The organism is Sphingomonas colocasiae (assembly GCF_019880585.1).
Classification (GTDB): Bacteria; Pseudomonadota; Alphaproteobacteria; order Sphingomonadales; family Sphingomonadaceae; genus Sphingobium_A; species Sphingobium_A colocasiae.
Genome location: NZ_JAINVV010000004.1, coordinates 782,955 through 808,926 on the forward strand (window position 1 = coordinate 782,955; position 25,972 = coordinate 808,926).

The 25,972-nt window shown below is 66.0% G+C and carries 18 protein-coding genes and 1 tRNA gene; 13 read left to right on the forward strand and 6 right to left on the reverse strand.

What is annotated here, in order from left to right; all coding sequences use genetic code 11:
- The first annotated feature begins 136 nt into the window (after nucleotides 1-136).
- Together K7G82_RS10045 and K7G82_RS10050 are read left to right on the forward strand one after the other, a co-directional pair.
- On the forward strand, nucleotides 137-958 hold the full coding sequence (locus tag K7G82_RS10045) for an IclR family transcriptional regulator (RefSeq protein ID WP_222989703.1): 822 nt from the start codon (nucleotides 137-139) through the stop codon (nucleotides 956-958).
- 105 nt (nucleotides 959-1,063) lie between these two features.
- Nucleotides 1,064-1,930: an SMP-30/gluconolactonase/LRE family protein gene (locus K7G82_RS10050; protein ID WP_222989704.1), complete on the forward strand. Its 867-nt coding sequence runs from the start codon at nucleotides 1,064-1,066 to the stop codon at nucleotides 1,928-1,930.
- A gap of 3 nt (nucleotides 1,931-1,933) precedes the next feature.
- Here K7G82_RS10050 and K7G82_RS10055 read toward each other — a convergent pair whose 3' ends face one another.
- Nucleotides 1,934-2,695, reverse strand: a complete 762-nt coding sequence (locus tag K7G82_RS10055; RefSeq protein ID WP_222989705.1) for an SDR family NAD(P)-dependent oxidoreductase — start codon at nucleotides 2,693-2,695, stop codon at nucleotides 1,934-1,936.
- A 58-nt stretch (nucleotides 2,696-2,753) separates the two neighbouring features.
- Nucleotides 2,754-4,916 carry a TonB-dependent receptor gene (locus K7G82_RS10060; protein WP_222989706.1) on the reverse strand — a complete coding sequence of 721 codons (2,163 nt, stop codon included), beginning with the start codon at nucleotides 4,914-4,916 and terminating at the stop codon, nucleotides 2,754-2,756.
- 316 nt (nucleotides 4,917-5,232) lie between these two features.
- On the opposite strand from K7G82_RS10060, the gene K7G82_RS10065 reads away from it, so the two are divergent.
- The 6 genes from K7G82_RS10065 (at nucleotide 5,233) to K7G82_RS10090 (ending at nucleotide 17,543) form a co-directional block, all read left to right on the forward strand.
- Nucleotides 5,233-5,997, forward strand: coding sequence for an enoyl-CoA hydratase/isomerase family protein (locus K7G82_RS10065; protein ID WP_222989707.1), 765 nt, complete (start codon nucleotides 5,233-5,235; stop codon nucleotides 5,995-5,997).
- A gap of 11 nt (nucleotides 5,998-6,008) precedes the next feature.
- A complete protein-coding gene (locus K7G82_RS10070) occupies nucleotides 6,009-7,586 on the forward strand; it encodes an AMP-binding protein (RefSeq protein ID WP_222989708.1) in 1,578 nt (525 codons plus the stop codon).
- A 70-nt stretch (nucleotides 7,587-7,656) separates the two neighbouring features.
- Entirely contained in the window at nucleotides 7,657-9,282 is a 1,626-nt protein-coding gene (locus tag K7G82_RS10075; RefSeq protein ID WP_222989709.1) for a flavin-containing monooxygenase, read from the forward strand.
- 104 nt (nucleotides 9,283-9,386) lie between these two features.
- Complete coding sequence (locus tag K7G82_RS10080; RefSeq protein WP_222989710.1) at nucleotides 9,387-10,415, forward strand: MBL fold metallo-hydrolase; 1,029 nt, start codon at nucleotides 9,387-9,389, stop codon at nucleotides 10,413-10,415.
- A 139-nt stretch (nucleotides 10,416-10,554) separates the two neighbouring features.
- Nucleotides 10,555-11,889, forward strand: a complete 1,335-nt coding sequence (locus K7G82_RS10085) for a porin family protein (protein ID WP_222989711.1) — start codon at nucleotides 10,555-10,557, stop codon at nucleotides 11,887-11,889.
- A 14-nt stretch (nucleotides 11,890-11,903) separates the two neighbouring features.
- Entirely contained in the window at nucleotides 11,904-17,543 is a 5,640-nt protein-coding gene (locus K7G82_RS10090) for a hypothetical protein (RefSeq protein ID WP_222989712.1), read from the forward strand.
- Nucleotides 17,544-17,600: 57 nt separating this feature from the next.
- Here K7G82_RS10090 and K7G82_RS10095 read toward each other — a convergent pair whose 3' ends face one another.
- The 3 genes from K7G82_RS10095 to K7G82_RS10105 are packed head-to-tail and all read right to left on the reverse strand — an operon-like array spanning nucleotide 17,601 to nucleotide 20,151.
- A complete protein-coding gene (locus K7G82_RS10095; protein WP_222989713.1) occupies nucleotides 17,601-18,134 on the reverse strand; it encodes a hypothetical protein in 534 nt (177 codons plus the stop codon).
- Nucleotides 18,131-19,471 (reverse strand): sensor histidine kinase, encoded by a 1,341-nt coding sequence (locus tag K7G82_RS10100; RefSeq protein WP_222989714.1) that lies wholly within the window; start codon nucleotides 19,469-19,471, stop codon nucleotides 18,131-18,133. The genes K7G82_RS10095 and K7G82_RS10100 overlap by 4 nt, the downstream gene beginning before the upstream one ends.
- Nucleotides 19,468-20,151: a response regulator transcription factor gene (locus K7G82_RS10105; protein WP_222989715.1), complete on the reverse strand. Its 684-nt coding sequence runs from the start codon at nucleotides 20,149-20,151 to the stop codon at nucleotides 19,468-19,470. Before K7G82_RS10105 ends, K7G82_RS10100 begins: the two co-directional genes overlap by 4 nt.
- Before the next feature lie 158 nt (nucleotides 20,152-20,309).
- Here K7G82_RS10105 and K7G82_RS10110 point away from each other — a divergent pair, with 158 nt between their 5' ends.
- Together K7G82_RS10110 and K7G82_RS10115 are read left to right on the forward strand one after the other, a co-directional pair.
- Nucleotides 20,310-23,177: a CHAT domain-containing protein gene (locus tag K7G82_RS10110; RefSeq protein ID WP_222989716.1), complete on the forward strand. Its 2,868-nt coding sequence runs from the start codon at nucleotides 20,310-20,312 to the stop codon at nucleotides 23,175-23,177.
- Between the two features lie 547 nt (nucleotides 23,178-23,724).
- Entirely contained in the window at nucleotides 23,725-24,225 is a 501-nt protein-coding gene (locus K7G82_RS10115) for a hypothetical protein (RefSeq protein ID WP_222989717.1), read from the forward strand.
- A gap of 172 nt (nucleotides 24,226-24,397) precedes the next feature.
- Here K7G82_RS10115 and K7G82_RS10120 read toward each other — a convergent pair.
- Nucleotides 24,398-24,474 (reverse strand) — tRNA-Arg (locus K7G82_RS10120).
- 176 nt (nucleotides 24,475-24,650) lie between these two features.
- Between K7G82_RS10120 and K7G82_RS10125 the strand changes: the two genes are divergently transcribed.
- From K7G82_RS10125 to K7G82_RS10135, 3 genes are read left to right on the forward strand one after another with little or no spacing between them, the layout of a single operon-like run.
- Entirely contained in the window at nucleotides 24,651-25,328 is a 678-nt protein-coding gene (locus K7G82_RS10125) for a queuosine precursor transporter (protein ID WP_246623482.1), read from the forward strand.
- 1 nt (nucleotide 25,329) lies between these two features.
- Nucleotides 25,330-25,674, forward strand: a complete 345-nt coding sequence (locus K7G82_RS10130) for a hypothetical protein (RefSeq protein ID WP_222989719.1) — start codon at nucleotides 25,330-25,332, stop codon at nucleotides 25,672-25,674.
- Nucleotides 25,671-25,964: a hypothetical protein gene (locus tag K7G82_RS10135; RefSeq protein WP_222989720.1), complete on the forward strand. Its 294-nt coding sequence runs from the start codon at nucleotides 25,671-25,673 to the stop codon at nucleotides 25,962-25,964. The genes K7G82_RS10130 and K7G82_RS10135 overlap by 4 nt, the downstream gene beginning before the upstream one ends.
- Nucleotides 25,965-25,972: the final 8 nt, after the last annotated feature.

The window sequence follows — 25,972 nt, forward strand, 5'->3', positions numbered from 1 at the left end:
TATGTGATATCCCCGGCGAAACCGTGATGGCGGCTGCCCGGCGGCGTCTCGCGCGGCATTTTCCGCGTATCGAGACCGCCACCAACGCGGCAGACGGACCGTAATGACGTCCAGTGCGCCATGAAGGATGGAGAGGATGAAGAGAAAGCCAGTCAAGTCGGCATCGCGCACCTTCGAAGTGCTCGAACTGTTTCGCGATCGACGCCAGCCGCTCCGGCTCAACGAGATCTATTCCGCGCTCGGCTATCCGCAATCGAGCACCACCAACCTGCTCAAGAGCATGGTGATCGAGGGATACCTCAATTACAATCGCGCCACGCGCACCTATCTGCCGACGCTTCAGGTCGCGTCGCTGGGAAGCTGGCTTTACGGCCATATCGCGTCGGGCAGCGGCTATACCTGGTTGATCGACGAGCTGTTCCGTCTGACCGACGAGACCGTGGTGCTCGTCACCCAGAACGATCTGTTCATCCAGTATATGATGATGCGCGTGCCCGATCATCCCCACAAGCGCCCGCCCAATCCCGGCGAGATGCGACTGATGCTCGACGCGACGTCGGGCATGGCGTTGATGAGCCAGATGCGCGACCGCGAGATCGACAAGATCTATCGCTATTCCAACTATTATGAACTCAATCCCGATCGCCGGATCACGCTGGAGGATGTGATGCGGCGCATCCGCTGGATCCGCCATACCGGCTATTGCTACTGGCCCGAGCATCCCGTTCCCGGCATCGCTTCGATCGCCATGTCGTTGGGGGAGAGCATCCACGGCATCCCGCTGGTCCTGGGCATCGGCGGCACGACGGAAAGACTGTCGAAGCGGCGCGCCGAACTGGTCGATCTGATGCGCGGCAAGATTGCGGAGTTCCGCCACCGTTTCATGCATGACGACGGATTGCCCGATCCGCAGGTGCCGTTCGACGAAACCGATTATTTTCTCGCCGCGGCGGAGTGAGCGCATCGCCCTTGGGATAATCGCCGCCGATCCGCGATCCTCCGACGCGCTGTTGCGGTTTCGCTTATGATCGACCGTTCCCCGGACCATAGCGAGACATGAGCGATGCCGATCCAGATCGACCTGTTGGCGGCCGAACCCGCCGCATTGGGCGAAAGCCCCTTGTGGGATCATCGCAATGCGCGGCTATGGTGGGTCGATGCGCTGGCCGGGCGATTGCGGTCGAGCGATGACGAGGGGCGCGATCCGGCCGAGTGGCGGTTCGATCGGCCGGTCGGCAGTATCGGGCTTTGCGATGATGGGCTGATCCTTGCCCAGGCCGACAATTTCTGCCGTTTCGATCCGGCAAGCGGCGCCACCCGTCTTGTCGCGCGGCCGGCCATGGAACCGGCAACGCGCCTGAACGACGGCAAGGCCGATCGCGACGGGCGCTTTCTGGCCGCGTCCATGCGTGCCGGCGAGGATGGCGGGGTCGGCAGCCTGTTCCGGCTCGATGCCGATGGCGGTTGCGAACGCATCGAGCATGGCATGGCGATCGGCAATGCGCTGTGCTTCTCGCCCGCAGGCGATCTGATGTATTTTGCGGACAGCATGGAGGGTCTGCTGCGGCGTTATCGCTATGATCGCGATACCGGCGCGATCGGCCCGTGCGAGGTGCTGGCGGATTGCCGCGAGCAGGGCTCCGGCCCGGACGGTGCGACGGTCGACAGCGAAGGACGGATATGGGTGGCGCTGGTTCTTGCTCAGGCGATCGCATGTTACGATGCGCAGGGGCGTCACCTGCGGACGATCGCAATGCCGGTGCCTTATCCGTCATGCCCGGCTTTTGGCGGACCGGCACTGGATACGTTGTACGTGACGACGATCGCGAATTCCGGGCACAGGCTGGTGGCCGATCACCCTGATGCGGGCCGGATCGTCGCGGTCCGCGGGCTGGACGCCCTGGGCCTGGCCGAGGGCGTCTATCGCTGATCGTCAGCGGAGCGCGATCGATATCCCGCCATCCACGAGCAGCGACTGGCCGGTCACGAAGCCCGAGCGTTTCGGATCGGCAAGGAACAGGACGGCTTCGGCGATATCCGCGGTTTCGCCAAGGCGGCCGAGCGGGGTGCTGGCGACGCGTGCTTCGAACGTCGCATCGTCCAGCATGGCGCGGACCCCTTCGGTGGCGACGGTGGAGGGTGCCACCGCGTTGACGCGGATGTTGAACGGCGCCAGTTCGATCGCCGAAGATCTCGTCATGCCCTCCACCGCGGCCTTCACCCCGCAATAGACCATCGCGTTGGGCAGGCCGAGCTTGGCGGAAACCGACGCGATGTTCACGATCGCCCCGCCGCCGCGTGGCCGCATCGCCGCGACGGCGGCCTGCGTGCCCCAGACGATTGCGGCGATGCCGACGCCCAGCATGCGATCGACGGTTTCCTGATCGATCTCGGGAATCGGCGCGTAACGGGTCCACATGGCGTTGTTCACGACGACATCGAGACCGCCGAACGCCTCGGCGGCTTCGGCAAAGGCCGCGTGCAGCGCCGCACGATCCGAAACGTCGCAGCCCAGCGGCAATGCCCGTCCGCCTGCCTGTGCGATCTCTTCCGCCAGTTCGGCCGACCAATGGGCCTTGCGGTCAAGCAGCGCGACGGCTGCGCCGGCATCCGCAAGGCGCTTGGCGATGTCGCGGCCAAGGCCGCGCGATGCACCGGTGATGAGCGCGACGCGCCCGTGAAGCTCGTTGCTCATGGATGCTCCTGTCCGGATTGCCGGGCTCGCCGCGTGCGAGCCCGGTTTGCGATGGGGTTTAGAAACGATAGCCCAGCTCGAGGCCGTAGACCCGGCCCTTGTTGAGCGGCGAGAAGGTCGACCCGGCGAAGAAGGGCAGCGGCGCTTCGGTGCCGAATGTCGCCTTGTTCAGCAGGTTCGTGCCATAGACCGATACCTTGAAGGGGCCGTGGCTGACGGCCAGGCTGGCATCGACCATCGTCGCCGCGTTGAGCAGGCCGGTATTCTGGTCGTTGTAGAAAGCCGCGTCGCGATAATTGGCGCCCACGCGTCCTTCGATCGAGGTGTCGGCGGTGACCTTGGTTTCATAGGTGATCGACGCGCCATAGCTCCATGGCGACAGACGCGGCAGCTTCAGCGCATAATCGCGTGCGTTGACGACACCGTCGGCATTCAGGTCGAACAGGATCTTGTCGTACTTGCCGTGGGTGTAGCCGAACTGCGCGGCGACGGTCAGGCCGCGGACGGGCGTGAACAGGAATTCGCCTTCGACACCCTTGATCGAGATATCGGCGGCGTTGGTGATGACCTGGAAATTGCCGAAGGGCGGGAATGGCGCCTGGAATTCGCGCTGCACGCCGTAGATCTTGTTGTAGAAGCCGGCGAGATTGACGCGCGCGATGCGGCCGAATTCCTGTTTCAGGCCGATTTCATAGGCGTCCTGCTTTTCCTGGTCGAACGGACCGGGATCGACATTCGGGTTGAGGTTGCGGAAATTATAGCCGCCGCTGCGGAATCCCTTGGAAAAGGATGCGTAGAGCTGCGTCTTGTTCGTCGGTTTGAACTGGATGCCGATGCGCGGCGTGAATCCGTCCCAATTCTCCCGGTCGCGGAAGTCGTAATTGCAGTTGAGCGTGTCGAGGTTGCAGCCATTGCCGCGGATGCTGGCGATATCGACCGACTTCTCCTCGGTCGAATAGCGTCCGCCCAGATTGAGCGTCAGCGTGTCGGTGATCCGCCAGTCGACCGTTGCGAAGATACCGAAAGTGTTCTGTTCCTGCCGTCCGCCGCCCGATACGAGCAGCGCACCGCCCGAGAGCAGGCGCGATTCCGCATAGTTGATGTCCTGTTCGAAATAGAACAGGCCGGTGGTCACGTCGAAGCGGCCGAAACTGCCCGCGTAACGCAGTTCGTTGCTGAACTGGAATTGCCGGGTGTTGTTGCGCGAATGAAGCGAGGTCTGCGGCGAGGCGTCGACATCGCCGCCGGTATCGTTCGACAGCGCGCGCACGGCGGCGATGTTGGTGATCCGGCCATTGCCGAAGCCGACGTCCAGATTGGCCTCGGCGATGCCCTGATCCCAATCGGATCTGGTGAAACCCGCATAGTTCAGGTTCACGCGGAAGCTGTCGCGCGGATAAAGCCCGTGATTGGTCGCGATCGGTCCGTCGCCGCGAATGCGGCCATGCTCGTAGCGCAGGATGAGCTCGAAATCGTCCGCCGGGGTGAAGCGCAGCGCCGGACGCACGATCAGCGTTTCGTTCTTGCCGACCTTCTTGCCGTCATAGTCGTTTTTGAACCAGCCCTCGTCATCGCTGTAATAGACGGCGATCTTGCCGCTCAGCCGGTCCTCGACCAGCGGTCCGGACACCGAAATGCTCGCGCGTTTTTCCAGGCCGGACGAAATTCCGGCCCTGGCATCGATGCGCAGCCGGCTTGAGGGTGTCGTCGTGCGCAGCACCACGGCGCCGCCGGTCACGTTGCGACCGAACAGCAGCCCCTGCGGACCACGCAGGACTTCGACGCCTTCGAGGTCGAACGTGTCGAACAGCACGCCGGCGCTGACGCCCAGATACATCCCGTCGACGAACACGCCCACAGTGGGGTCGATCGACGGAATGGAACTGTTGATGCCCAGTCCGCGCACAGAGAAATTGGCATAGCCGGGCGTCGTGCCCACGCTTTCCAGCGACGCGTTCGGCACGCTGTAGCTGACGCTGGCGATCGAGCGCGCATGCAGGCTGTCGAGCTGGTCGCTGCCGAAGGCGGTGACGGCGATCGGCACGTCCTGCACATTCTGTGCGGAACCGCGCTTGGTGGCCGTCACGACGATATCGTCCAGCCCGCCTTGATCCTGCGCGGCGGCATCGTCCTCGCCGGCGGTCTGCGCCAGAGCGGGCGTGCCCAGAAGCAAGGCCAGCGCGCTCGCGCCGGCCAGAAGAATTTCGAACTGCCTTTTCATCACCATCTCCCGATATGATCGGCTGTTTTCATCGCGCAACACCAGGCCGAGCGCTGAACGGGCTCGCGGCGATGCTCAACGGATTGCTCTGCTGTGATTGACCGCGATGTCGTGCGATCGGCTGTCATCGATCCGGATTTGGGGGCGCTTGGGCAACCGGCGGCGCGTTCCGTCATCCGATAATCACAAGCGAGATTCCGCGCCCGCCCTTTCGAACGCGGCATTTTCCAGAATGAGATTTTCCGGGGTGTGCGCGCCTTTTCGCCGGTCGGCGGCGTCCGGCGATGCATCATCGTTGCGATTTGGGAGAGACGATATGGGCAATGTGCGCACCGAGGTCGCCGATCATGTGGCGCTGGTCACGCTGGACAATCCACCGGTCAATGCGGCCGCGCTCGATATGCTTCAGGAACTGACCGATGTTTTCGACAGCTTCAACGATCGCGACGATGTTCGCGTGGCGGTGCTGACCGGCGCCGGGCGCTGTTTCAGTGCGGGCGCGGATCTGAAGAACCGGCCCGATCTCAGTATTCCCGGCAAGCGCTGGAACCGCAATCGCGTCGTCCGCGAAGTGGCCTATTCGATCGCGGATTGCGCAAAGCCGGTGATCGCGGCGGTCAACGGGCCGGCGCTTGGCGCCGGATTGGGTCTGGTTGCCAGCTGCGACATCATCGTGGCGTCGGAAAATGCGGTCTTCGGCCTGCCAGAGATCGATGTCGGCCTGATGGGCGGCGGCAAGCATGCCGCACGCATCCTGCCGCATTCGCTGGTCCGTCGCATGATGCTGACCGGCTATCGCGCACCGGCGGAGGAACTGTATCGCCGCGGCGTGATCGAGGCATGCCTGCCCGCCGAGGATCTGCTGCCCTGGGCGCTCGACATGGCACGGACGATCGCGTCGAAAAGTCCCCTGGCGACGCGCTTCGCCAAGGACAGCATGCGCACGATCGAGACGATGACGTTGCGCGACGGCTATATCTACGAACAGGGCAATACGGCGAAGCTGTCGACGTCGCACGACGCGCAAGAGGCTGTCGCGGCTTTTGTCGAAAAGCGTCCCCCCGTCTTTCTCGGTCGCTGACGGTGGCGGGGATGGACTGGAATTTCGGCGATCTGCTCGATGCGACGGCGGCGAACGTTCCGGGTGACCGGCCGGCGATCGTCCGTGGCGACGCGGTATTGAGCTGGGCGGATTTCGACGCCCGCACCAATCGGGTGGCGCGGGCCATGCGGGACGCCGGGCTTCGTCCGGGCGATCGCGTCGCGATCCTGGCGCGCAACATCCCCGAATTCATCGAGATCGCGGCGGCTGCGTTCAAGGCGCGCGTCACCCATGTCAATCTCAACTACCGTTATTCCACCGCCGAGATCGATTATGTGCTGCGCGACTGCCAGGCGGCGGCACTGTTCTATCAGCAGGATTTCACCGATGTCGTGGCGCCGCTGATCGGGGGCGCGATCGACCATCTGGTGCTGGCGGTCGGGATCGGCGGCGGCGGAGGTTATGGCGACATGGCCGGGACGGGCGATGCGTCGCCGCTCCGTATCCCGCGTTCGCCCGATGACGGCTATCTTCTCTATACGGGAGGCACGACGGGGCGGCCCAAGGGGGTGATGTGGCGCTCGGTCGATGCGCGCCGGTCGCAACTCGAATCGCCCGTCGCGGTGACGACGCCCGCGAGCATGGAGGATCATGTCGCGCAGGTCCGGCGCGGCACGGCGGGACGGGTTCTGCCGGCATGCCCGCTGATGCATGGCGCGGGCCTCAACAGTTGCCTTGCCGAACTGCTCGTCGGCGGCACCGCGGTACTCTTGCCGTTCGATCGCTTCGATGCCGAGGGGCTCTGGTCGCAGGCCGCCCGCCACGGTGTGACGCGCATCCTGATCGTGGGCGACGCCTTTGCACGGCCGATGGCGGAGGCGTTGATCGCCAATCCCGGTCGCTGGGACCTGTCTTCGCTGCGCCTGATCTCGTCGGCCGGGCTGATGTGGAGCGAGGAAGTGAAGGCGGCATTGCTCGACGCGCTTCCGCAACTCACCCTGCTCGACATACTCGGGGCTTCGGAAGCCTCCGGTTTCGGCTATGCGATCACCAATCGGGAACGCTCGACGCCAACCGGAACCTTCGAGCCCGGGCCCCATACGGTGATCGTGGCGCAGGAGGATGGCCGCATCCTGAGCCCCGGCCAGGCCGGGCGCGGCTGGCTGGCGCGGCGCCCGCCTTTCGGCGCCGGCTATCATGGCGATCCCGAAAAGACCGCTTCGGTCTATCGGGAGATCGATGGCCAGGCCTATGCGGTTCCCGGCGACATGGCCGAATGGCTGCCAGACGGACGCCTTCGCCTGCTCGGCCGAGGCAGCACCTGCATCAATACCGGTGGCGAGAAGGTTTTTGTCGAGGAAGTCGAGGAAGCGCTGAAGCGTATTCCGGGAATTGCCGACGCGATGGTGTTCGGCCTGCCCGATCCGAAATGGGGCAGCGCGGTGACCGCGCTTGTCGAGGCCGGATCCGAACCAGACGACGCGGCGATCCGCGCGGCGCTGATCACCGATCTCGCCGCCTATAAATTACCGCGCCTGATCATCCGCACCGACGCGATGCCGCGTCAGGCGAGCGGCAAGAGCGATTACCGCCGCGCGATCGAGATCGCGCAGGCCGGAGCGGCGTGAACGCCGGGGTTTTCCGGTGACCGCCGGTTTTTCGAGACGAAATGGAAGATGGCGAATGGGGATGGAAGATATGGCCGATACTGATCAGGCGCGGATGGGCGGGGAACGCCGCCGTCTGGATGCGCTTGTCATCGGCGCGGGGTTCGGCGGGATGTACGCGCTTCATCGCGCACGCGGCATGGGCCTGGATGTGCTGGCGATCGAAGCGGGCGACGATGTCGGCGGCACCTGGTACTGGAACCGCTATCCCGGCGCGCGCTGCGACGTGATGAGCATCGACTACAGCTATTCATTCTCCGACGAAATCCAGCAGGAATGGACCTGGAGCGAGCAGTTCGCGGCGCAACCGGAGATCTTCGCCTATGCCCGTTTCGTCGCCGATACTCTGGATCTGAAACGCGACATCCACTTCGGGACGCGTGCGACCGCGATCGAATATGACGATGATGCCTGCCTGTGGCGGATCACCACGGATCGCGGAGATCTGTTCGAGGCGACCTATTGCCTGATGGCGACGGGGCCGCTCTCGGTTCCGAAGCAGGTCGATATCCCCGGTGCCGACCGGTTCGGGGGCGAACTCTATCTCTCGGGCAAATGGCCGCATCATCCCGTCGCGTTCGCGGGCAAGCGGGTCGCGGTGATCGGAACCGGATCCTCGGGTATCCAGATCGTTCCGGTGGTCGCGGAACAGGCGGCGCATCTTCATGTGTTCCAGCGCACGCCCAGCTTCACGCTGCCGATGCGCAATCGTCCGCTCGATCCCGATTTCGTCGGGCATATCAAACGACATTATCCGGGCCTGCGCGCGGTAGCGCGCCATTCGCTGACCGGCGGGGTCCGGCCGATTTCCAGCCGCCCGCTTTTCAGCGTTTCGCCGGAGGAGCGCGAACGGCTGATGGAAGAGGCGTGGCAGCATAGCGGCCTCGCCTTTCTCGGCCTGTTTTCCGATCTGCTGACCAATGCCGAAGCCAATGAGGTGGTGGCCGACTTCGTGCGCGGCAAGATCGCCGAAGTGGTCGACGATCCCGATACGGCGCGGCGCCTTACCCCGCGCGGCTATCCGATCTTCGCGCGCCGGCCCTGCCTCGACACGCAATATTATGAGAGCTTCAATCGCGAAAACGTCACGCTGATGGATTGCCTGGAGGATCCGATCGTCGAGATCACCGAACATGGCATCCGCACGCGCGAGCGCGAGGTGCAGGTCGACATGATCATCGCCGCGATCGGCTATGATGCGCTGACCGGCGCGATGCTGTCGATCGACATCAAGGGCAAGGGCGGGCGCAGCCTGAAGCAGAAATGGGCGGATGGCGGCCGGTCCTATCTTGGCCTGGTGATGGAAGGATTTCCGAACCTGTTCATCATCGCCGGACCCAACGGCCCATCGGCACTCGCCAATTTCATCCTGCTCAACGAACAGAATGTCGACTGGATCTGCGATTGCATCGAACATATGCGCGCCAATGGATTGCGGGCCGTGCAGGCATTGCCCGATGCCGAGGATCGCTGGATGCGCAAGGTGACCGAACTCGGCGGCCGGTCGCTCTATCCCACCGCGAACACCTGGTACACCGGCGCCAACGTACCGGGGAAACCGCGCGTGTTTCCGGTGTATATCGGCGGCCTGGGACGATATCGGGAAATCTGTTCGGATGCCGCGGCGCAGGGATATGAAGGCCTGGAATTCGAATAGATCCGTCCGTCCGTCGGCTGGAAAAGAGCGGCGCCCCATCCTAGGGTCGATGCCTGGTCGCGGGGCGAGCGCCCCCGCGGGCATCGGGTGGGAGGATAGGGATCATGCTGTTCGAACAGATCGCGACGGGCGGATGCCAATCCTATCTGCTGGGATGTCCGGATACCCAATGCGCGGTGCTGATCGATCCCGAGATCAGCCAGATCGATCGTTATCAGGGGCTCGCCTCGCGCTATGGCGTGCGGATCCGCTATGTGATCGACACGCACACCCATGCCGATCATTTCTCCGCCGCGCACCGGATCAGCGAGACGCTGGGCGTGCCGACGGTGATGCATCAGGTGAGCCCGGCGCCGCATGCGGGATTGCGCCTGGGCGACGACGAGATGCTGATTGTCGGCAATCTGCGGATCCGGGCACTGCATACGCCCGGGCATACGCGCGATTCGATGTGCCTGGTGGTCGGCGATCGCGTCTTCACCGGCGATACGCTGCTGATCGGCGGAACGGGGCGGACCGATCTGCCGACCGGCAACCCTGAGCAGCTTTACGACAGCCTGTTCGGCAAGCTGCTGACGCTCGATCCCGCGCTGCTGGTCTATCCCGCGCATGACTACAAAGGGCGCACGCATTCGACGATCGGCGCGGAGATCGCGGAGAATCCCCGGCTGCAGAAGCGCGATCGCGCCGAATTCGTACAGATGATGCGCGAGCTCAATCTGGCGGCGCCGACGCATATGACGGAGGCGCTGCGCACCAACATGACGGGCGGCAAGACCGTGAGCCAGCTGCTCGCCGATGCCGCGGCGAAGGTGCCGCATATCGGGCTGGAGGAATTGCGCAGGCATATCGATGGCGGCGCGAACAACCTGCTCGTGCTCGACGTGCGCGAGGATGCCGCCTTCAGATCCGGCCACATTCCCGGTGCGCGCCATTTGCCGCGCGGCCAGCTCGAACTGCGCGTGAACGAGGAGATTCCCGATCCGACGATGCGCATCGTCACCTGCTGCGAGTTCGGCAAGATCTCGACGCTCGCGGCGGCGACGCTGCGCGAGCTCGGCTTCATGCGTGCCGTCGCTCTCGATGGCGGCATGAAGATCTGGCGCGACAAGGACTACCCGATCGAGACTTGAGGCCCGCTGCGCCAAGATGCGCGGTTTCGCGCCGTTCTCGCGGCACCGAACATCACTTGTCAGAAGTCTGACAGGGCTTGTCATTTGAATCAGAACCCCCCGGCGGACATTCGTGCCCTGCATCAAAAAGGGGGTTCGGATGCTTCGGAATCTGCGTTCAACGTGCAGCCGTACGGTTGCGGTTCTGGCACTCGCCACCTGTGCTTTCGTCGCCACGCCGGCGGCCGCCGAGCAGGATGCGCTGGTGCGCGACGCGACGTTGCTCCACGCATCGGGCGAGCCCGAAAAAGCCTATCAGATGCTCAGCCCGCATGCCGCGTCGCGGATCGGCGATCCCGATTTCGATTATGCGCTGGCGATCGCTGCGATCGACAGCAAGCGGCCGGGCGAGGCGATCATGGCGTTGCAGCGTGTGCTCGCGCTCCAGCCCGGCAACGCCCCGGCGCGCGCCGAGCTTGCGCGCGCCTATGCGATGACGGGCGATATCGACACCGCCAAACAGCAATTCGATACCGTGCTGGAAGATCCGACGCTGCCTGATCCCGTCCGCCAGCGCTTCACCGGGATCGTCCGCAAATATGGCCGCGACATTCGCGGCGGCGGCTCCAGCATATCCGGTTTCGCCGATATTTCGGGCGGGTGGGACAGCAATATCAATTCGGCGACCGAACTGACGTCGATCGTCATCCCGCTTTTCGCCGGGCTCGGGCCGGGCACGCTGGGCGGCGCGGCGCGCGCGATCGACGACAGCTTCATCGACGCCCAGGCCGGCCTGTCGGGCGTCACCGCCATCGGGCGGCAGGACCGGCTGTTCGGCAGCGTGCTCGGCGGCTGGCGCGAGAATCTGTCCGACGACATGTTCGATCAGCAGAGCCTGACCGGCACGGCGGGCTATGCCCATAGCTTCGCCGACCGCGACGTCGTCTCGATCTCGCTCCAGGCGCAGCAATTCTGGCTGGGCGGATCGAGTTTTCGGCAGGGCTATGGCGCGATCGCCCAATATACGCACCTGATCGGCGGTGACGCGCTCTCGATCTCCGGCCAATATTATCGCTTCGACTATGATCGCGATGCGCTGCGCGATGCCGATCGCGTGGCGGCGGCGGTCAGCTATGCCGCGCGGCGCTGGGTCGTCACGGTCAATGCCGGCAAGGAAGCGACGCGCCGCGCGGCGGGCGACGCCAATTCGCATTTCTTCGCGGGCGCCAATCTGGGGGCCGAATTGCCGATCAACGATCGGCTCGCCTTTGTCGGCGGCCTCGCGTTCGACCTGCGCCGTCACGACGCCGCGGACGTGCTGTTCCTCGCCAAGCGGAAGGACGAGCGCGTGGACGCTTCGCTCGGCCTCAAGCTGCTGGTCTTCGACGATATCTATCTTCGGCCGCGCGTCACCTACACGCGCAACTGGAGCAATATCGGGCTTTACGACTTCGATCGCTGGACGGCGGGGCTCGGCGCCCGCGTTGAATTTTGAGGGGAAGAACCGCCATGAACGCAACGCTGAAGCTGACCCTCACCGCCGGCCTGCTCGCCGGGTCCTCGCTCGCCCTGCCTTGCGATCGCGCCGAGGCGGGAGAGGTCATATTCGGATCGACCAATTTGCGCGGTCAGGCGATCGAGCCGGGCCGCCGGCTGGTGCTGGCTGGCGGCGTGACCCAGATCCGCCTCGACGGCGGTGCGGTGGCGTCGTTCGTCGGCGCGGCGGAATTCGCGATCCGCGATGCCGACGCGATCGAGCTCCAGTCGGGCACCGTCACCGTCACCTCGCAGACCGGCAAGGCAGTGGTCGTCCATATGCCGAACGGCGTGGAAGGGCGGCTGGACGGGACGGGCGCCGCATCCTTCACGGCGGCGGCGGACGGCGCGCGCGGCCATGTGATGACGGGCAATGCCATCGTCACCGGCCGCACTGGCCGTACCCGCTATGCGGGCGGGCAATTCTGGCGCGTCGATGCGCGCGGCGAACCTTCGCGCGCGGTCGCGAATGCCGAAGGCGCGCCGGCGCCGGTGCTCGCCTCCGGCCAGCCCGTGGCGACCGCGATCCGCGCCGCCGACGCTGTCGCCGTGCCCGATCTGCGCGCCGGCGGCCCGGTCGCCGCCGCGGTGGCGGGGCTGCCGACCGGGCTGGGCGAGGCGCTGGCGGCGAACGGCGCGTCGGGCGACATCGTCAGCGCCGCCAACGCGGTGGAGGCGAGTGCCGCCAATCCGTCGCTCACCAGCTTCCCGGTCGGCGATTATGGCGCGCTCGTCGCCTATGCCGCCCAATTGTCCGCACCGCTCGGCGGGCAGGCCTTTCCGGGCGCGGGGCCGGATATCGTGCGCACCTATCTCGAATATCTGTCGAAGGGCGGCGCGCGCGAGAGCTTTCTCCAGGGCTATGCCGCGCTGCTCGTCCAATATCTCGATCTGATGCGCGGCGGCGCGCTGCCGTCGAGCTTCCAGGGCGCGAGCGTTCGGCAGATCAACGATTTCCTGGCCTATCAGGCGCGTACCAGCGGCTTTGCCGGCCTCTCTGCCGAGAACCGCGTGCTGCTCGACGCCTATCGCGGCTTCCTTGCCGGCGGCGGCAATGCCGACCAGTTCACCCGCCGCTACACCGATCTCGCCAAGGCCTATTTCGATTTCCTGCTGGCCGGCGGCTCGCCCGCCGAATTCACCGGGGCGAGCCAGCAGACCGTCAACGCCTATCTCGCCTTCCTGCGCGACGCCAGGCTGACCGGAGCGCTTTCGCCCGCCAATCGCGCGCTGCTCACCGCCTATCTCGACGGGCTCGCCAATGGCAGCAACGGGCTGGCGTTCGTCGATCAATATCGTTCGGCGCTCGGCGCCTATTTCGATTATCTCAAGGCCGGCAATCTGCCGAGCAGCTATGCCGCCCTGCCGCCCGCCACGCTGCGCGCCTATCTCGACACGCTGGCGCAGGCCGGCCTGCTCGATGGCGTGCTCGGTTCGCAGGCGGCGTTCTACCGGGCTTATCTCGATCATCTGAACGCGGGTGGCGCGATCGACGCCTGGACCGCGCTGCCCGCCAACCAGTTCACGGGCTATGCCGGCGCGCTCGCGGCGTTCGAGGCCTATCTGAAGGGTGGCAACCTGCCTTCGGCCTATGGCGCCGTGCCGGTCGCCACGCTCAAGGCCTATCTGGAGGCATTGTCCGCGGCGGGCGCGCTCGATCGCTTCCTGGGGAGCGATGCCGGCTTCTTTCGCGACTATCTCGCGCATCTGGCGGCCGGCGGTGCGGCGGACGGCTGGGCCGGACTGCCGGTCAATGTCTATGCCGGCTATGCCGACGCGCTGTCGGCCTATGCCGCCTATCTGCAGGCCGGCAATCTGCCTTCCGCCTATGGCGTGCTGCCGGCGGAGACGCTTGCCGCCTATCTCGATGCGCTCAAGGCGGCGGGCGTATTCGATCGCCTGCTCGCCCAGCAGACGCAGTTCTTCGATGCCTATCTGGCGCATCTGAAGGCGGGCGGCGGCGCCGATGGCTGGCAGGGCCTGCCAGCCAACCTCTATTCGGGCTATGCGGCGGCGCTTGGCGCCTATCTCGACTATCTGAAGACGGGTGGCGTGCCCAGCGCCTATGCCGCGCTCAGCGCCGCGCAGATCGCCGACTATCTCGACGCGCTTACGGCCGCGGGCGTGTTCGACCGGTTCCTGGGGAGCGAGGCCGGCTTCTGGACGGGGTATCGCAGCTATGTCGTCGGCGGCGGCAATCCCGACGCCTACCCCAATCTTCCCGCGCCGATCGACTTCGACGCCTATGCGGGCGTGGTCAACGCCTTCGCGACCTATCTGCGCGGCGGCGGGCTGCCGGGTGGCTATGTCGCGACCGACGCGGCCACGCTTCAGCGCTATCTCGCGGCGCTCAAGGGGGCGGGGCTGCTCAGCGATACGTTGCTGTCCGCCTATCTCGATCATGTCGTGGCCGGTGGCGCGCCGGGGAGTTTCGCCGGTGCGCCGGTCTACGGCAGCTATGCGGCGGCGCTGCAAAGCTATTATGCGCATCTTGCGGGCGGCGGCTTGCCGAGCGGCTATACCGCACTCAGCGCCGCGCAGATTCGCGACTATCTGAACGCGCTTGCCGGTGCGGGCCTGCTTCAGGGATTGCTGGGCGGCGATGCGGCGTTCCTGTCCGCCTATCTCAGCCATATCGAGGCCGGCAAATCGCCCGATCTTTTCCCCGGCCTGCCCGTGTTCGACGGTTATCGATCGGCGGTGCTGGCGTTCCTCGCCTATGTCCAGAATGACGGGCTCCCCAGCGGCTATGGCGCACTGCCCGCGGGCCAGCTCCTCGCCTATCTGACGGCGCTGCGTGACGCCGGCCTGCTCGAACAGACGCTCGCCGGCGCCGGCGGCGCGTCCGCCTATGTGACGCATCTGCTGGCCGGCGGCGCACCCGACGGCTTTGCGGGCCTGCCGGTCTTCGAAGGTTACAAGACAGCGTTGCTCGCCTATTTCGACTATATCTCGGGCGGCGGCAAACCGTCGCTCTACACAGCGCAGAGCCAGGGCACGCTGATCGGTTATATCCGCAAGCTCGATGCCGCCGGCGTGCTCGCCGCGAGCCTCGACGCGGACGACCGGCAGATGCTGCTCGACTATGCCGCCTGGGTCGATGGCGGCAGCAATCCCGATCTGTTTCCGGGGCTTCCCCAGGCACCGCTGACGCCGTTGCCTGCGCCCGCCTTCACCTATTCGGGCGGCTTCACGCCGAACGCGAACACCAGCTACAAGGCGATCACGCCGAGCGCCGCCGGGCAGCGGCTGTTCACCAGCCAGAATAACGGGTCGCAGGTCGTCGTGAACGCTCAGGGGCAGGCGACGCAGCTCGCCAGCCTGATCCGCACCTCGGGCGCGCAGGTCAAGGACGCGGCTGGCAACGCGAATGTCGTCGTCGGTCGCTGGACGGCGGGCGCCTATACCGTCGGCAATCCGGTGTTCGATCCGACGGGCGCCCAGTCGCTCCATTATTACGCCGCCGCGCCGGCAAGCTTCACCGCGCCGGTCTCGGGGCGCATCGATTACGAGATATTGGCGGCGACCCAGCCGACCTATGAGAGCGGCTATGGCGCCGCCGGGCTGTTCGATGCCGATCTCTCGATCGATTTCGCGACGCGCAAGGCGGGCATCGCCGGCACGATCCGCATGCCCGAACAGGGCGGCCCGATCAGCTACGCCTTCACCACCCCCGGCGGGGCGGCCACGCCCAGCGAAACGCTGAATCTCGGCACGCTTGCGCAGCTTTCCATCATCGCGGCGATGACCGGGGACGGCCGGGGCTGCGGCGGCAGTTGCAGCCTGCGCTTCGAGGGCGGGTTCGGCGGATCCAGCCCGGAAACGCTCGGCTTCGTCTATTATTCGCTGGGAACCGGCGTCGATCCGATCATGGGTGCCGTCGCTTTCACCGGCGACTATGTGGCGCCGCAAAATCCCTTGCCCGATCCGAACCATGGCTATGTGGCCGGGCTTCCGGGGACGGGCATCCGTCACATGCTGAGCGGCGTGCGCGTCACCGGCAGCTCGAACGGCCAGCTTTTCAGCCAGGTGCGCAACGGCACCGCGACGATCCAGCCCGATGGCGGTGTCACCGCGATCGGCATCGCCAATGGCCAGCCGGCGGGCATCACGCTCACCCGTGATCAGGCGAAATCCAGTGATGTCGCTGGCAATGCGCGCATCGTCGTGGGGCGCTGGAACGATGGCCGCTATGTGCCCGCGGGCAATGGCAGTTTCGCCACCACGCTGACGGCCAACACCGGCATGCATTATGTGCTCGGCCTGACGCCGGATTTCATCATCCCCTATATGGGGCGGGTCGATTACACGCTGCTGGCCGCGACGCGGCCCACCTATGTCGGCGGCGGCACCATGCCCGGCCTGTTCGACGCGGCGATGTCGATCGCTTTCGCATCGCAGCCCAAGATCGGCATCACCGGCACCATCCGCATGCCCGAGGCTTCGGGCATTGCCACCTACAGCTTCACCACGCCGGGCGGGAACACCAATCCGAACAGCAGTTTCCAGTTCAATTCGGATAGCAGTTTCAGCTTCTCCGCGCCGTTGCAGGGCAGCGGGGCGGCGTGCGGAACCGCCTGCTCGATCGGATTCGCCGGAACGCTGACCGGCAATGATCCGCTGGCGATCGGCGTCACCTATTCGACCTCGCAGCAAAATGGCTCGCCCGATGCCGTTATTCATGGTGCCGCGGCCTTCACCGGCAATTGGATCGGGGGCGCCCAGACTCTCACCCGCGTCACCGATCGTACGCTGTTTGCCTATACCGGCACCAACAGCGCACTGAGCCCGAGCAACAGCGGTACCAGCTACGATGTGAATCCGGCCGGCCAGGTGACCGGCATGACCAATTTCAACGGCCTGCATGATCGGCTGGGCACCGCGACGATCGCGGAAAGCGGCAGCCTTGCCGGCAATCTGATCGGCTGGACGCGCTGGACCAACGGCCAGCTCGACATTGCGCGCTTCGGCCCCAGTTCGGTCGTGCTCGGCGCGAACGACAGCTACCAGATCATGCATGGCCAGCCGCTCAGCAACATGCCGACGAGCGGCACGGCAAGCTACACGCTCGCGGGCGGAACGCAGGTCGCGGACAATCTCGGCGCGGTCGCGGCAGGGGGGACAAGCACGGGTACGGCGAAGGTGATGTTCGGATCGACGGTGAAGGTCGGTTTCGACATCACGACGCAATTCAACGGCAACAGCTATAATCTGTGGACCACGGGCCGCACCGGCGACGTTTCGGCGAGCGAGCTGACCGTCGGTGCCGGCGGGCGCTTCAACTCGATCGGCCCGAACGGCAACGTCACGGGCACCGGATGCGCGGGCAATGCCTGCCGGCCGATCTGGAACGGCTTCCTCGCGGGCAGCGGCGCGGCGGGTATCGGGTTGCACTTCCGCGTCCAGAACACGGTGCAGCGTAATCTCGACTTCCACGGCATCGCGGCGTTCGCGAAGGACGGCGTCGCAGCCGGCGCGCCGCCGCAGGCGGCGGCCTGGTCGACCGCTCCAGATGTGCCGGGCCTCTCGACGATCGCGACGCCCACGGGCATCGACATGGCGACGATGCGCGATCAGGCAAGCCAATTGCTCGGCGGCAATATCCGCTTCTGAACCAGCGTGCTACAAGGGGGCGGGGGCATGGCGGATCGCCGTGCCCCCGTATCCTTTTCAGTTGCTGACCAGCCAGTAGCGCAGCGGTTGCGCGGAACTGTTGGTCAGGCGGATTTCGATGCGCCGGGTGAAGGTGGGGATCCAGCTGCACCCGCCGCGCGGCGCCGAGACCTGGCGCTCGCAGATCGCGGTGTCGCCTTCGCCGATCCGGATCTTCACCGTGCCCGCGCCATGCGGAACGATCGCGACCTCGGCGCGCTGGCCGGCCAGGAAGATCTGTTCGGTGCTGATACTGGCGTTGGGCGCGATCAGCCCGGATCGATAGGCGGGGCCGAGCAGGCGTCCCCGCACGGGCGGCATGGGCGTCGCGCCGGCGGCGATCGCCTGTTCGCGCCAGCGCGCGGCGGCATCGTCGTCGGCGGGTTTCGCGCCCAGGGCGCGCAACGTCTCCGCAGCGTTCATCAGGGGCTGCGGGCTATTCGCGGCGGCGGCCTGTTCGCCGGCCGCGAGCGCTTCGGCGACGCGGCCGACCGGCGTGATCTCGACCTCCGTGGCGGACGCCGCCACGGCCAGCAAGGCCAGTCCGATCATGATCGCTCCCCTTCCAGAATGAACATCGCGCCCGGCTGCCCGTCCTCGTAACGGATCGACAGGCCATGGCGTTCGGCGATGGCGCGCACCAGCGCAAGCCCCAGTCCATGGCCCGGGCCGGGCCCGGCGCGCCGGAACGGCTCGAACATGGTCTGGCGCAGCGGCGCGGCGACGCCGGGGCCATTGTCCGCCACGACGATGCGCGGGCCCTGTTCGACGGAAACCGAGATACCGGCGCCCGGACCCGCATATTTGAAGGCATTGTCGAGCAGGTTGCTGAACATCCGTGTGAGCTGCATCGCGTCGCCGGCGATCATCACCTGCGGGGTGAGGTTCGCGCTCAGGCGATGGCCGGCTTCGTCGGCGCTGTCGGCGTAGAGATCGACCACATCCTGCGCGACGGCGGACAGGTCGATCCGTTCAAGGCCCGAGCGGTCGCCACGGCGCGTCTCGCTGGCGGCGATGTCGAGCAGCGAATCGAGCATGTCGGCGATGCCGCGTGCATCCCTGCGCACCGCGCCGAGCGCCGCCACTTGATCCGGATCGGGATTGACGGCGATGATCCGGAGCAGCCGACTGTCGAGATGGGCCAGCGGCGTGCGGATCTCGTGCGCCACCTGATCGGTGATTGCGCGCTGCCCTTTCAGCGCATGCGACAGTCGCCCGATCAACTGTTCCGCATGGCGGGAAAGCGCGCCAAGCTCGTCCTCGTCACTCCGGCCCGGCACCGGCTGGTCGAGCGCGCCGGCCTGGACGGCGTCGAATGCGTCGTTGAGCGCGGAAACGCGCCGGCCGAGCCGCGCCGCATAGCGCCAGGCCAGCAGCAGCGAAGCGATCAGGACCAAGATGGCGGCGACGGCGAACACCCAGTTCAGATGGGTGATCAACGCGCTGCGCTGTCCATATTCGCGCGCCGCGATCACGCTGACGCCCGGCGCGAGCTGCGTCGCGCGCGCATAGACCCGAATATCGCCGTTGATGGTGAGGAAACCGGCCTGACTGTTCTCGGCGGAGAGCATCGGCCAGCCATGGATATCGCCGGCGATCCGTTTGCCATCGGCATCGGCGAGCAGATAATGGGCATCGTCGCCCGAAGCGCCGCGCAACGCCAGCCGGTCCGAAATCCGGGCCGCGGTCTCGTCCAGGCCGCCGGTCGCGAAGACATCGGCCAGCGCGGCAAGCTCGATATCGACGGCCTGGGCAAGGCCGGCATCGCTGTCGCTACGGACCACCCACAGGGTGGCGAGATAGAGGAACAGGCAGGTCGCGAGCGCGAAGACGGCGCTCGCCAGGATCACCGGAACGACCAGCGACCGACCGGTGCGGACCTTGTTCAATGCGCCACCAGCCGATAGCCGGTGCCCCAGATCGTTTCGAGGACCGAGGTTCCGAACCCGTCTTCCAGCTTGCGGCGCAACCGGCCGACATTCACGTCGATCACATTGGTCTGCGGATCGAATGACAGGTTCCAGACATTGCGCAACAGCATCTCGCGCGTGATCACTTCGCCCGCATTTTCCATGAAATAGCGGAAGAGCTCGAACTCCTTGGGGCTGAGCGGGATATGCCGTCCGTCGCGATGGGCGGTGCGCGCCTTCACATGGCATTCGAGCCCGCCGAACAGGATCACCGCACTGTGCGAATGCCCGGTCGCGCGCCGTTGCAGTGCGCGTACGCGCGCGACGAGCTCGGCCGGTTCGAAGGGTTTCGCCATATAGTCGTCGACGCCGGCATCGAGCCCCTCGATCCGGTTTTCGGCGCGGCCAAGGGCGGAAAGCATCAGCACGGGGGCGGCGACGCCCGCGCCGCGCAGGCGTTCGATCACCGCGATGCCGCTCAGATCGGGCAGCATGCGATCGAGGATGATGACGTCGAAGGGCTCGGCGGCGGCGCGCCTCAGCCCGTCCTGGCCGCTCGCCGTCCAGGTCAGGCGATTGCCTTCGGATGCCATGATGCGCGCGACATCGTCCGCCAGCATCGCATCGTCTTCGACGTAGAGAATGTTCAGTCCTGTCATGCGTCCGGATGGTCCCCTGCGAACCTGGCGCATATCGCATCGCAAGCCCCGACTGCAGTGACAATCCCTGTTAGGAGAAGACGTTGCAATCCTGACGATGGCATCTAGTTTGCGCGGCGGGGTCGCGCCCGAGATGGATTCGACGACTGGGGGAAGCCGTGCGTTGGACATATCCCGCCGCCGCGATCGCGGCGGCGCTTGCCTTTTCGACATCCGCGACCGCTCGCCCGGCCGATTCGCAGCCGGATCGCGCGGCGATCGCGAAGCTTGATGCGATGTATGAGGCGGCCGACGCGATGGACGGCCGTGCCGACCTGAAGGCCTATCGCAAGACCTGGGAGGATGTGCACGCCTTCGCGCGGAGCATCTATCCGGCGGATCATCCCCGCCTCGCGGTGATCGAGGGGCAGATCGGCGTCGTCTCCTATCTGGAGGGGGACGTGCTGGGCGCGCTGGCGCGTTCGCGCCCGATCGTCGAGCGATTGCGTCGGGCAGGACCCGGCTATGCGGAGGCGCTGACCAGCGAACTGAACGGCGAAGTCGTCTATATGATGACGCTCGGATTGCACCGGGAGGCGCGCGAGATCGCGGCGGAAGTGCTGGCGCGCCGGCGCGCGCAATATGGAGAAACGCCGCACCGGCAGGTCGCCGCCGCCTATGGCAATCTGGCGCATGCCGAATTCGAGTTCGGCAATTACGATATTGCGATCGAGACCGACCGTCGCGCGATCGCCGAATCGAAGCGCCTCTCTCCACCATCCCCCAATCTGCCACTCTATCTGGCGAATCTGGCGATCTATCTTGGCGGGGCGGGGCGTATCGAAGAGGCGGTGGACGCCGCCCATTCCGCGCAGCGCGATTATGAAACGCTCTTGCCCGCCGACCATCCGACCGTCGCGCAGAATCTCAACACGCTCGCGCGGCTGCAACTCCAGCTCGGCAGGCCTGCCGAAGCCGAACTGGTCGCCAGACGTGCGACCGATATCGCGGCCGCCAAGTTCGGCGAGATGCAGCAGACCGCCAATTATCTGGCGACGCTCGCCCAGTCCCTGGTCGAGCAGCGCAAGGTGGCGGAGGGCAGGACGATCGCCGAACGCGCCATCGGCATTCTCGAGCGCGATCTCGGCCCCGATGCGGATCGCACGCTGATGGCGCGCGAAACGCTCGCCGCGGCAATGGCGGCGGGCGGGGATCGAGCGGGTGCGCTCGCGCTGCGGACGCGCATCGCCGAGACGCGCCAGCGCAAATTTCCGCCCCATCATCGCGATCGCATCCTTGGCGGCGACCGTATGGCGACGGAGGCGCTGATGCTGGGTGCTTTCCCGCAGGCGCTTGCCGCGCAGAGCGATGCGCAGGCGTTGCGCGCGGCGACCTATCCCGCCGACGATATCGCGCGACTGGTGGGGGAGGCGCGGCTGGGCGCGATCGAGGCGCGCGGCGGCCAGGCGGATGCCGGATTGCGCCGCGCCGGCGCGGCGGCGGCGATGCTCGATCGCAGGCTCGATCAGTTGCGCGCCGCCGGGGCGGCGCGCACCGGCCATGATCGCGAGGCGCGGGGCGGCTATGGCTGGGCGCTGGATGCCGCGCTCAGCGCCGGCGATACCGATGCGGCCTTTGCCTTCGCGCAGCGTGCCATCGAGAATGCGGCCGGCCGTGCCGCCGCCGATGCCGCCGCGCGCGAGGCGATCACCGATCCCGCGACGGTCACGGCGTTGCGCGATCGTCAGGATGTTGCGGCCGAGCTCCAGCGCGTGCTGGACCGGCAATTGCGGCTGGCCGGGCGCGGCGAGGACATGCGCGAGATCGACGCCCAACGCGCGGCACTGGCCGAGAAACTGGCCGGTGCGGATGCGCGGCTGGTTGCGCTGGCGCCCGCACTGGTCGCTGCCGAGCGCGCGGGGCCCGTCTCGCTGGCGGACGTGCGGGCGGCGCTGCAGCCCGAAGAGGCGCTGCTGGTCGCGGCGGTCGGCCCGACGGGAACCGCGCTGATCGCGGTCACACGCGATGGAGCGACGCTCGCGCGCGCCGATCTCGGTCGCGAGACGGTCGAGGCGCTGGTGCGGCGGCTGCGGACCAGTATCGCGCCGGGGGCGGACAGCTTCGACTTCGCGGCATCGGCGGCTTTGCATGACGCCCTGCTGCCGCAACCGATCGCGCGGGCGATCGCGGGGCGCAGGCGGTTGCTGGTCGCGACCGGCGGAAGCCTTTCCGCCTTGCCCTTCGCGGCGCTTGCGCCGGCTATGGCCGTACCGACGCCGGGCAAGGCGCGCTGGCTGATCCGTGATCACGCGATCGTCCAACTCCCCGATGTCGCGGCGGCGGCGCGGCGGCGCGCGTTCGTCCAGGCCAAGGATGTGACGCGCTTTGTGGCGGTCGGCGCCCCACAGCTTGCCGCCGCCGATCCCGATTCCAGCGCCACACCTTTCCGTTCGGCCAATCTGGCGCGTCAGGTTGCCGAATTGCCGTCGCTGCCGGCGACCGCGCCCGAACTCACCGCGCTGGGCCGGGCGCTGGCCGCGCCGAACCAGACCATATTGACGGGCGCGGGCGCGACCGAGGCTGCGGTGCGGCAGACGCCGCTGGCGGGCGTCGTCGCCTTTGCCACGCACGGCCTGATGCCCGGAGAACTCGATGGGCTCGACGAACCGGCGCTGGTCGTGACGCCCGGCGGGGGGGACGATGGATTGCTGACCGCGAGCGAGATCATGCGGTTGCGCATGGATGCGGATTGGGTCGTGCTTTCGGCCTGCAACACGGCCGGTGGCGGCGGTGCGGACGATGCCGGCTTCGCCGGGCTGGCGCGCGCGTTCCTTCATGCCGGCGGACGCAATCTGCTGGTATCGCATTGGGCGGTGCGCGACGATGCCGCCGCGTTCCTCTCGGTCGAGACCGTCAAGCGCTACCGCGCCGGCGCCGATCCTGCCGAGGCATTGCGCGAGGCGATGCTGACGATGCTGAAGCGATCGCCGGTCCCCGGCGGCGATCAGCCGGTCAATTGGGCGCCTTTCGTGTTTGTGGGCCGCTGACGAAACAGGGCGCCGCCACCCTTGGATGACGACGCCCCTGACCGCTCCGCTCCCCCTGCCAGGGTCGCATAATGGCAAGGGGGCGGACGATGTCTCGTGCCTGGAAGGCGATACGCAACTGGCGCGCGCGATGGCGGGCGGGGCGCCGGCCATCGCTTGACGGGCGGTTTCGCGTTCAGGCGATCCGGAGGAGCACCATGTTCGCGAAACGTCCGCCGTCGCGCCCCGATCATGTGCAATTCGCCGAGTCCGGACCAGTGACGTCTGGTGCCAGAATCATGTCAAATCCTGTCATGAATGCGGACATGCGGGTGGGAAGGTCGGGAACGATGGAACCCCGGATGCACATGATCATGCGCTTGAGCCGGGCGAACTTCGAGCATGAGGGCGTGCGCCTGCTCGACCTGATCGGCGGAGTAATACCGACTGGAACGATCCAGTGACCGGGGTTTTCATGATCGTAGATTGATCAAAAATGGATGCTTCAGATGTTGACGAATGAAGCTGCCCACCTACGTTCGCTGAAGATTTGCCAGGAGGGTCGTCGATGGCTCGTTCAGTGATGACCGGCGCGGGTATGATAATTGCCGCATTCGGCCTGTCCGTTCCGACAATCGCTCAGTCTGATCCGCCGATCACCAGAAGTGACATTGATGCCGGAAAGCGTTCAATCATCGAATACGCCGACAGAGGAATCGCGGAAAATCTGCCTGAATATTCAAAAAGCTTTGAACCCGTTGGAGTAACGCTGGCGCAGTTTCGTACCACTTTTCGGTGGGCGTTTTACGGCGCAACCATCGGGAACTGCGCAAAATTTGCTTCCCCGGGCGACAAGGAAAATTGGCTCGCCAAGTTGGATCAGCTGGAGCTGGGAGACGGAAAATTAGCGACGGCGACGATCCGCGAGCTAACAAAAAAGAACGGCCTAGAATATTACGATTGGGCAGCCAGCGATGCTCAGGCCGACCCTAACCAATGGGGAGTTAGGCATTTCTGCCTCATAAACCTGCCGGCGGTCCGGGAGTTGCTCGCAGAGCTGGGCCGATGAACACCCGCGCGCTCAAAGACCTGGGTTGAGATGAAACGCTTGCGCTCGATCAGGTTCGCCGGGGCGGCGCGCGCGGCGCGCAGTAAACGAAACCAGCGTGCTTATCTTGTGATTGTCCAGCGTGATTAGCCTGAGGCGGCTTGGGTTGATGGTCGGCTAAGTCATCGAAAATTGGCGCGCCCGGCAGGAGTCGAACCTGCGGCCTCAAGATTAGAAGTCTCGCGCTCTATCCAGCTGAGCTACGGGCGCGCGCCGGACATCCGCTTATCGCGTGATCGCGCGCGGGGGAAGCGTCTTGAAATCGGAACCTTTCATGTCCGGCATGGATTGCGCGGGCACGAAAGCTCGATCATCATGCCGGGATGAGCATGCGGGGCATTGGGGTCGGCGTTGGCGCGCCACGGGCGGTTTCGGCCGAATCGCTGATGGGCGGGCATTTCCGCTGGTTCGATTTCGTGATGGCGGCCTTCGTCACCGTGCTGCTGCTCTCCAATCTGATCGGCGCGGCCAAGCTCTCCACCCTATGGGGTTTCACCTTCGGCGCGGGCATTCTGTTCTTCCCGCTCGGCTATGTGATCGGCGACGTGCTGACAGAGGTTTACGGCTATGCGCGCGCGCGCCGCTGCGTCTGGGCGGGCTTCGGCGGGATGACGTTCATGGCGGTGATGAGCTGGGTGGTCGTGGCGATGCCGCCGGCCGAGGGCTGGACCGGGCAGGCGGCCTATGAATCGGTGTTCGGCAGCACCTGGCGCATCGTCTTCGCATCGTTGCTCGCCTTCTGGGCGGGCGAGTTCGCCAACAGCTTCGTGCTCTCCAAGATGAAGATCCTGACCAAGGGCAAGCATCTGTGGAGCCGCACCATCGGCTCGACGGTGGTGGGGCAGGGTGTGGACAGCGTGATCTTCTACCCGCTCGCCTTTCTGGGCGTGTGGACGACCGATCAGGTGCTGACGGTGATGGTCACCAACTGGGCCTTGAAGGTGGGCTGGGAAGCGGTGCTGACGCCCGTCACCTATGGCGTGGTCGGCTGGCTGAAGCGTCAGGAGGGCGTCGACGTCTTCGACGAAGGCACCAATTTCACGCCGTTCAGCGCACAGGTTTGAAATGAGCCCCGTCCAACAGGCGAAGCTGTGGCTGGTCGATCATGTCCATCTCGCCAAGGATGCGCTGCATATCTATGTCGCGCTGCTGCTGTTCCTGGGTTCCGCCTTGCTGTTCAAATGGCCGCTCAGGAGCTGGAAGCCCTGGTCGGTCGTGCTCGCCGCCGCGCTGATCGGTGAGGCCTGGGATCTGCGCGACAGCGTGACCTACGGCACCTCGATCGACCTCACCGCCAATCTGAAGGATATCTGGAACACCTTGTTCTGGCCGACCGCCTTGCTCATCCTCGCGCGGACGACGCGGGTGTTCGAGCGGGGCGCCGCCGTCACCGCCAGGGATGCACGATGATCCTGATTTCGCTGCTGGCGGCGACGGGAGACGTTGCGACGTTGCGCCAGCGCCTCGATGCCCTGCCGCGCCCGGTGGGCACGTTTGTCGAACGCCGGGCGGACTGCAATCACTGGACGGGCGAGGAGCCGTATGACGCGCCGCGCCGCGCGGAGATCGAGCGCGCGATCCGCGATCTGCGCTGCGCGCGGATCGAGAAGGATGAACGGCGGATCCGGCAGCGCTATCGCGGTGATGCGGCGGTGATCGCGATGCTCGACGAAACCGCGGACCTGCCCGGCATCGATTGAAGGCGTCG

What these genes read in the sequence shown, in the direction of transcription:
- K7G82_RS10085 (WP_222989711.1), top strand. Translation starts at nt 10,555, where the DNA reads ATGCTTCGGAATCTGCGTTCAACGTGCAGCCGTACGGTTGCGGTTCTG.
- K7G82_RS10095 (WP_222989713.1), bottom strand. Translation starts at nt 18,134, where the DNA reads ATGATCGGACTGGCCTTGCTGGCCGTGGCGGCGTCCGCCACGGAGGTC.
- K7G82_RS10105 (WP_222989715.1), bottom strand. Translation starts at nt 20,151, where the DNA reads ATGACAGGACTGAACATTCTCTACGTCGAAGACGATGCGATGCTGGCG.
- K7G82_RS10070 (WP_222989708.1), top strand. Translation starts at nt 6,009, where the DNA reads ATGGACTGGAATTTCGGCGATCTGCTCGATGCGACGGCGGCGAACGTT.
- K7G82_RS10135 (WP_222989720.1), top strand. Translation starts at nt 25,671, where the DNA reads ATGATCCTGATTTCGCTGCTGGCGGCGACGGGAGACGTTGCGACGTTG.
- K7G82_RS10045 (WP_222989703.1), top strand. Translation starts at nt 137, where the DNA reads ATGAAGAGAAAGCCAGTCAAGTCGGCATCGCGCACCTTCGAAGTGCTC.
- K7G82_RS10090 (WP_222989712.1), top strand. Translation starts at nt 11,904, where the DNA reads ATGAACGCAACGCTGAAGCTGACCCTCACCGCCGGCCTGCTCGCCGGG.
- K7G82_RS10060 (WP_222989706.1), bottom strand. Translation starts at nt 4,916, where the DNA reads ATGAAAAGGCAGTTCGAAATTCTTCTGGCCGGCGCGAGCGCGCTGGCC.
- K7G82_RS10125 (WP_246623482.1), top strand. Translation starts at nt 24,651, where the DNA reads ATGGGCGGGCATTTCCGCTGGTTCGATTTCGTGATGGCGGCCTTCGTC.
- K7G82_RS10130 (WP_222989719.1), top strand. Translation starts at nt 25,330, where the DNA reads ATGAGCCCCGTCCAACAGGCGAAGCTGTGGCTGGTCGATCATGTCCAT.
- K7G82_RS10065 (WP_222989707.1), top strand. Translation starts at nt 5,233, where the DNA reads ATGGGCAATGTGCGCACCGAGGTCGCCGATCATGTGGCGCTGGTCACG.
- K7G82_RS10050 (WP_222989704.1), top strand. Translation starts at nt 1,064, where the DNA reads ATGCCGATCCAGATCGACCTGTTGGCGGCCGAACCCGCCGCATTGGGC.
- K7G82_RS10055 (WP_222989705.1), bottom strand. Translation starts at nt 2,695, where the DNA reads ATGAGCAACGAGCTTCACGGGCGCGTCGCGCTCATCACCGGTGCATCG.
- K7G82_RS10115 (WP_222989717.1), top strand. Translation starts at nt 23,725, where the DNA reads ATGGCTCGTTCAGTGATGACCGGCGCGGGTATGATAATTGCCGCATTC.
- K7G82_RS10080 (WP_222989710.1), top strand. Translation starts at nt 9,387, where the DNA reads ATGCTGTTCGAACAGATCGCGACGGGCGGATGCCAATCCTATCTGCTG.
- K7G82_RS10075 (WP_222989709.1), top strand. Translation starts at nt 7,657, where the DNA reads ATGGCCGATACTGATCAGGCGCGGATGGGCGGGGAACGCCGCCGTCTG.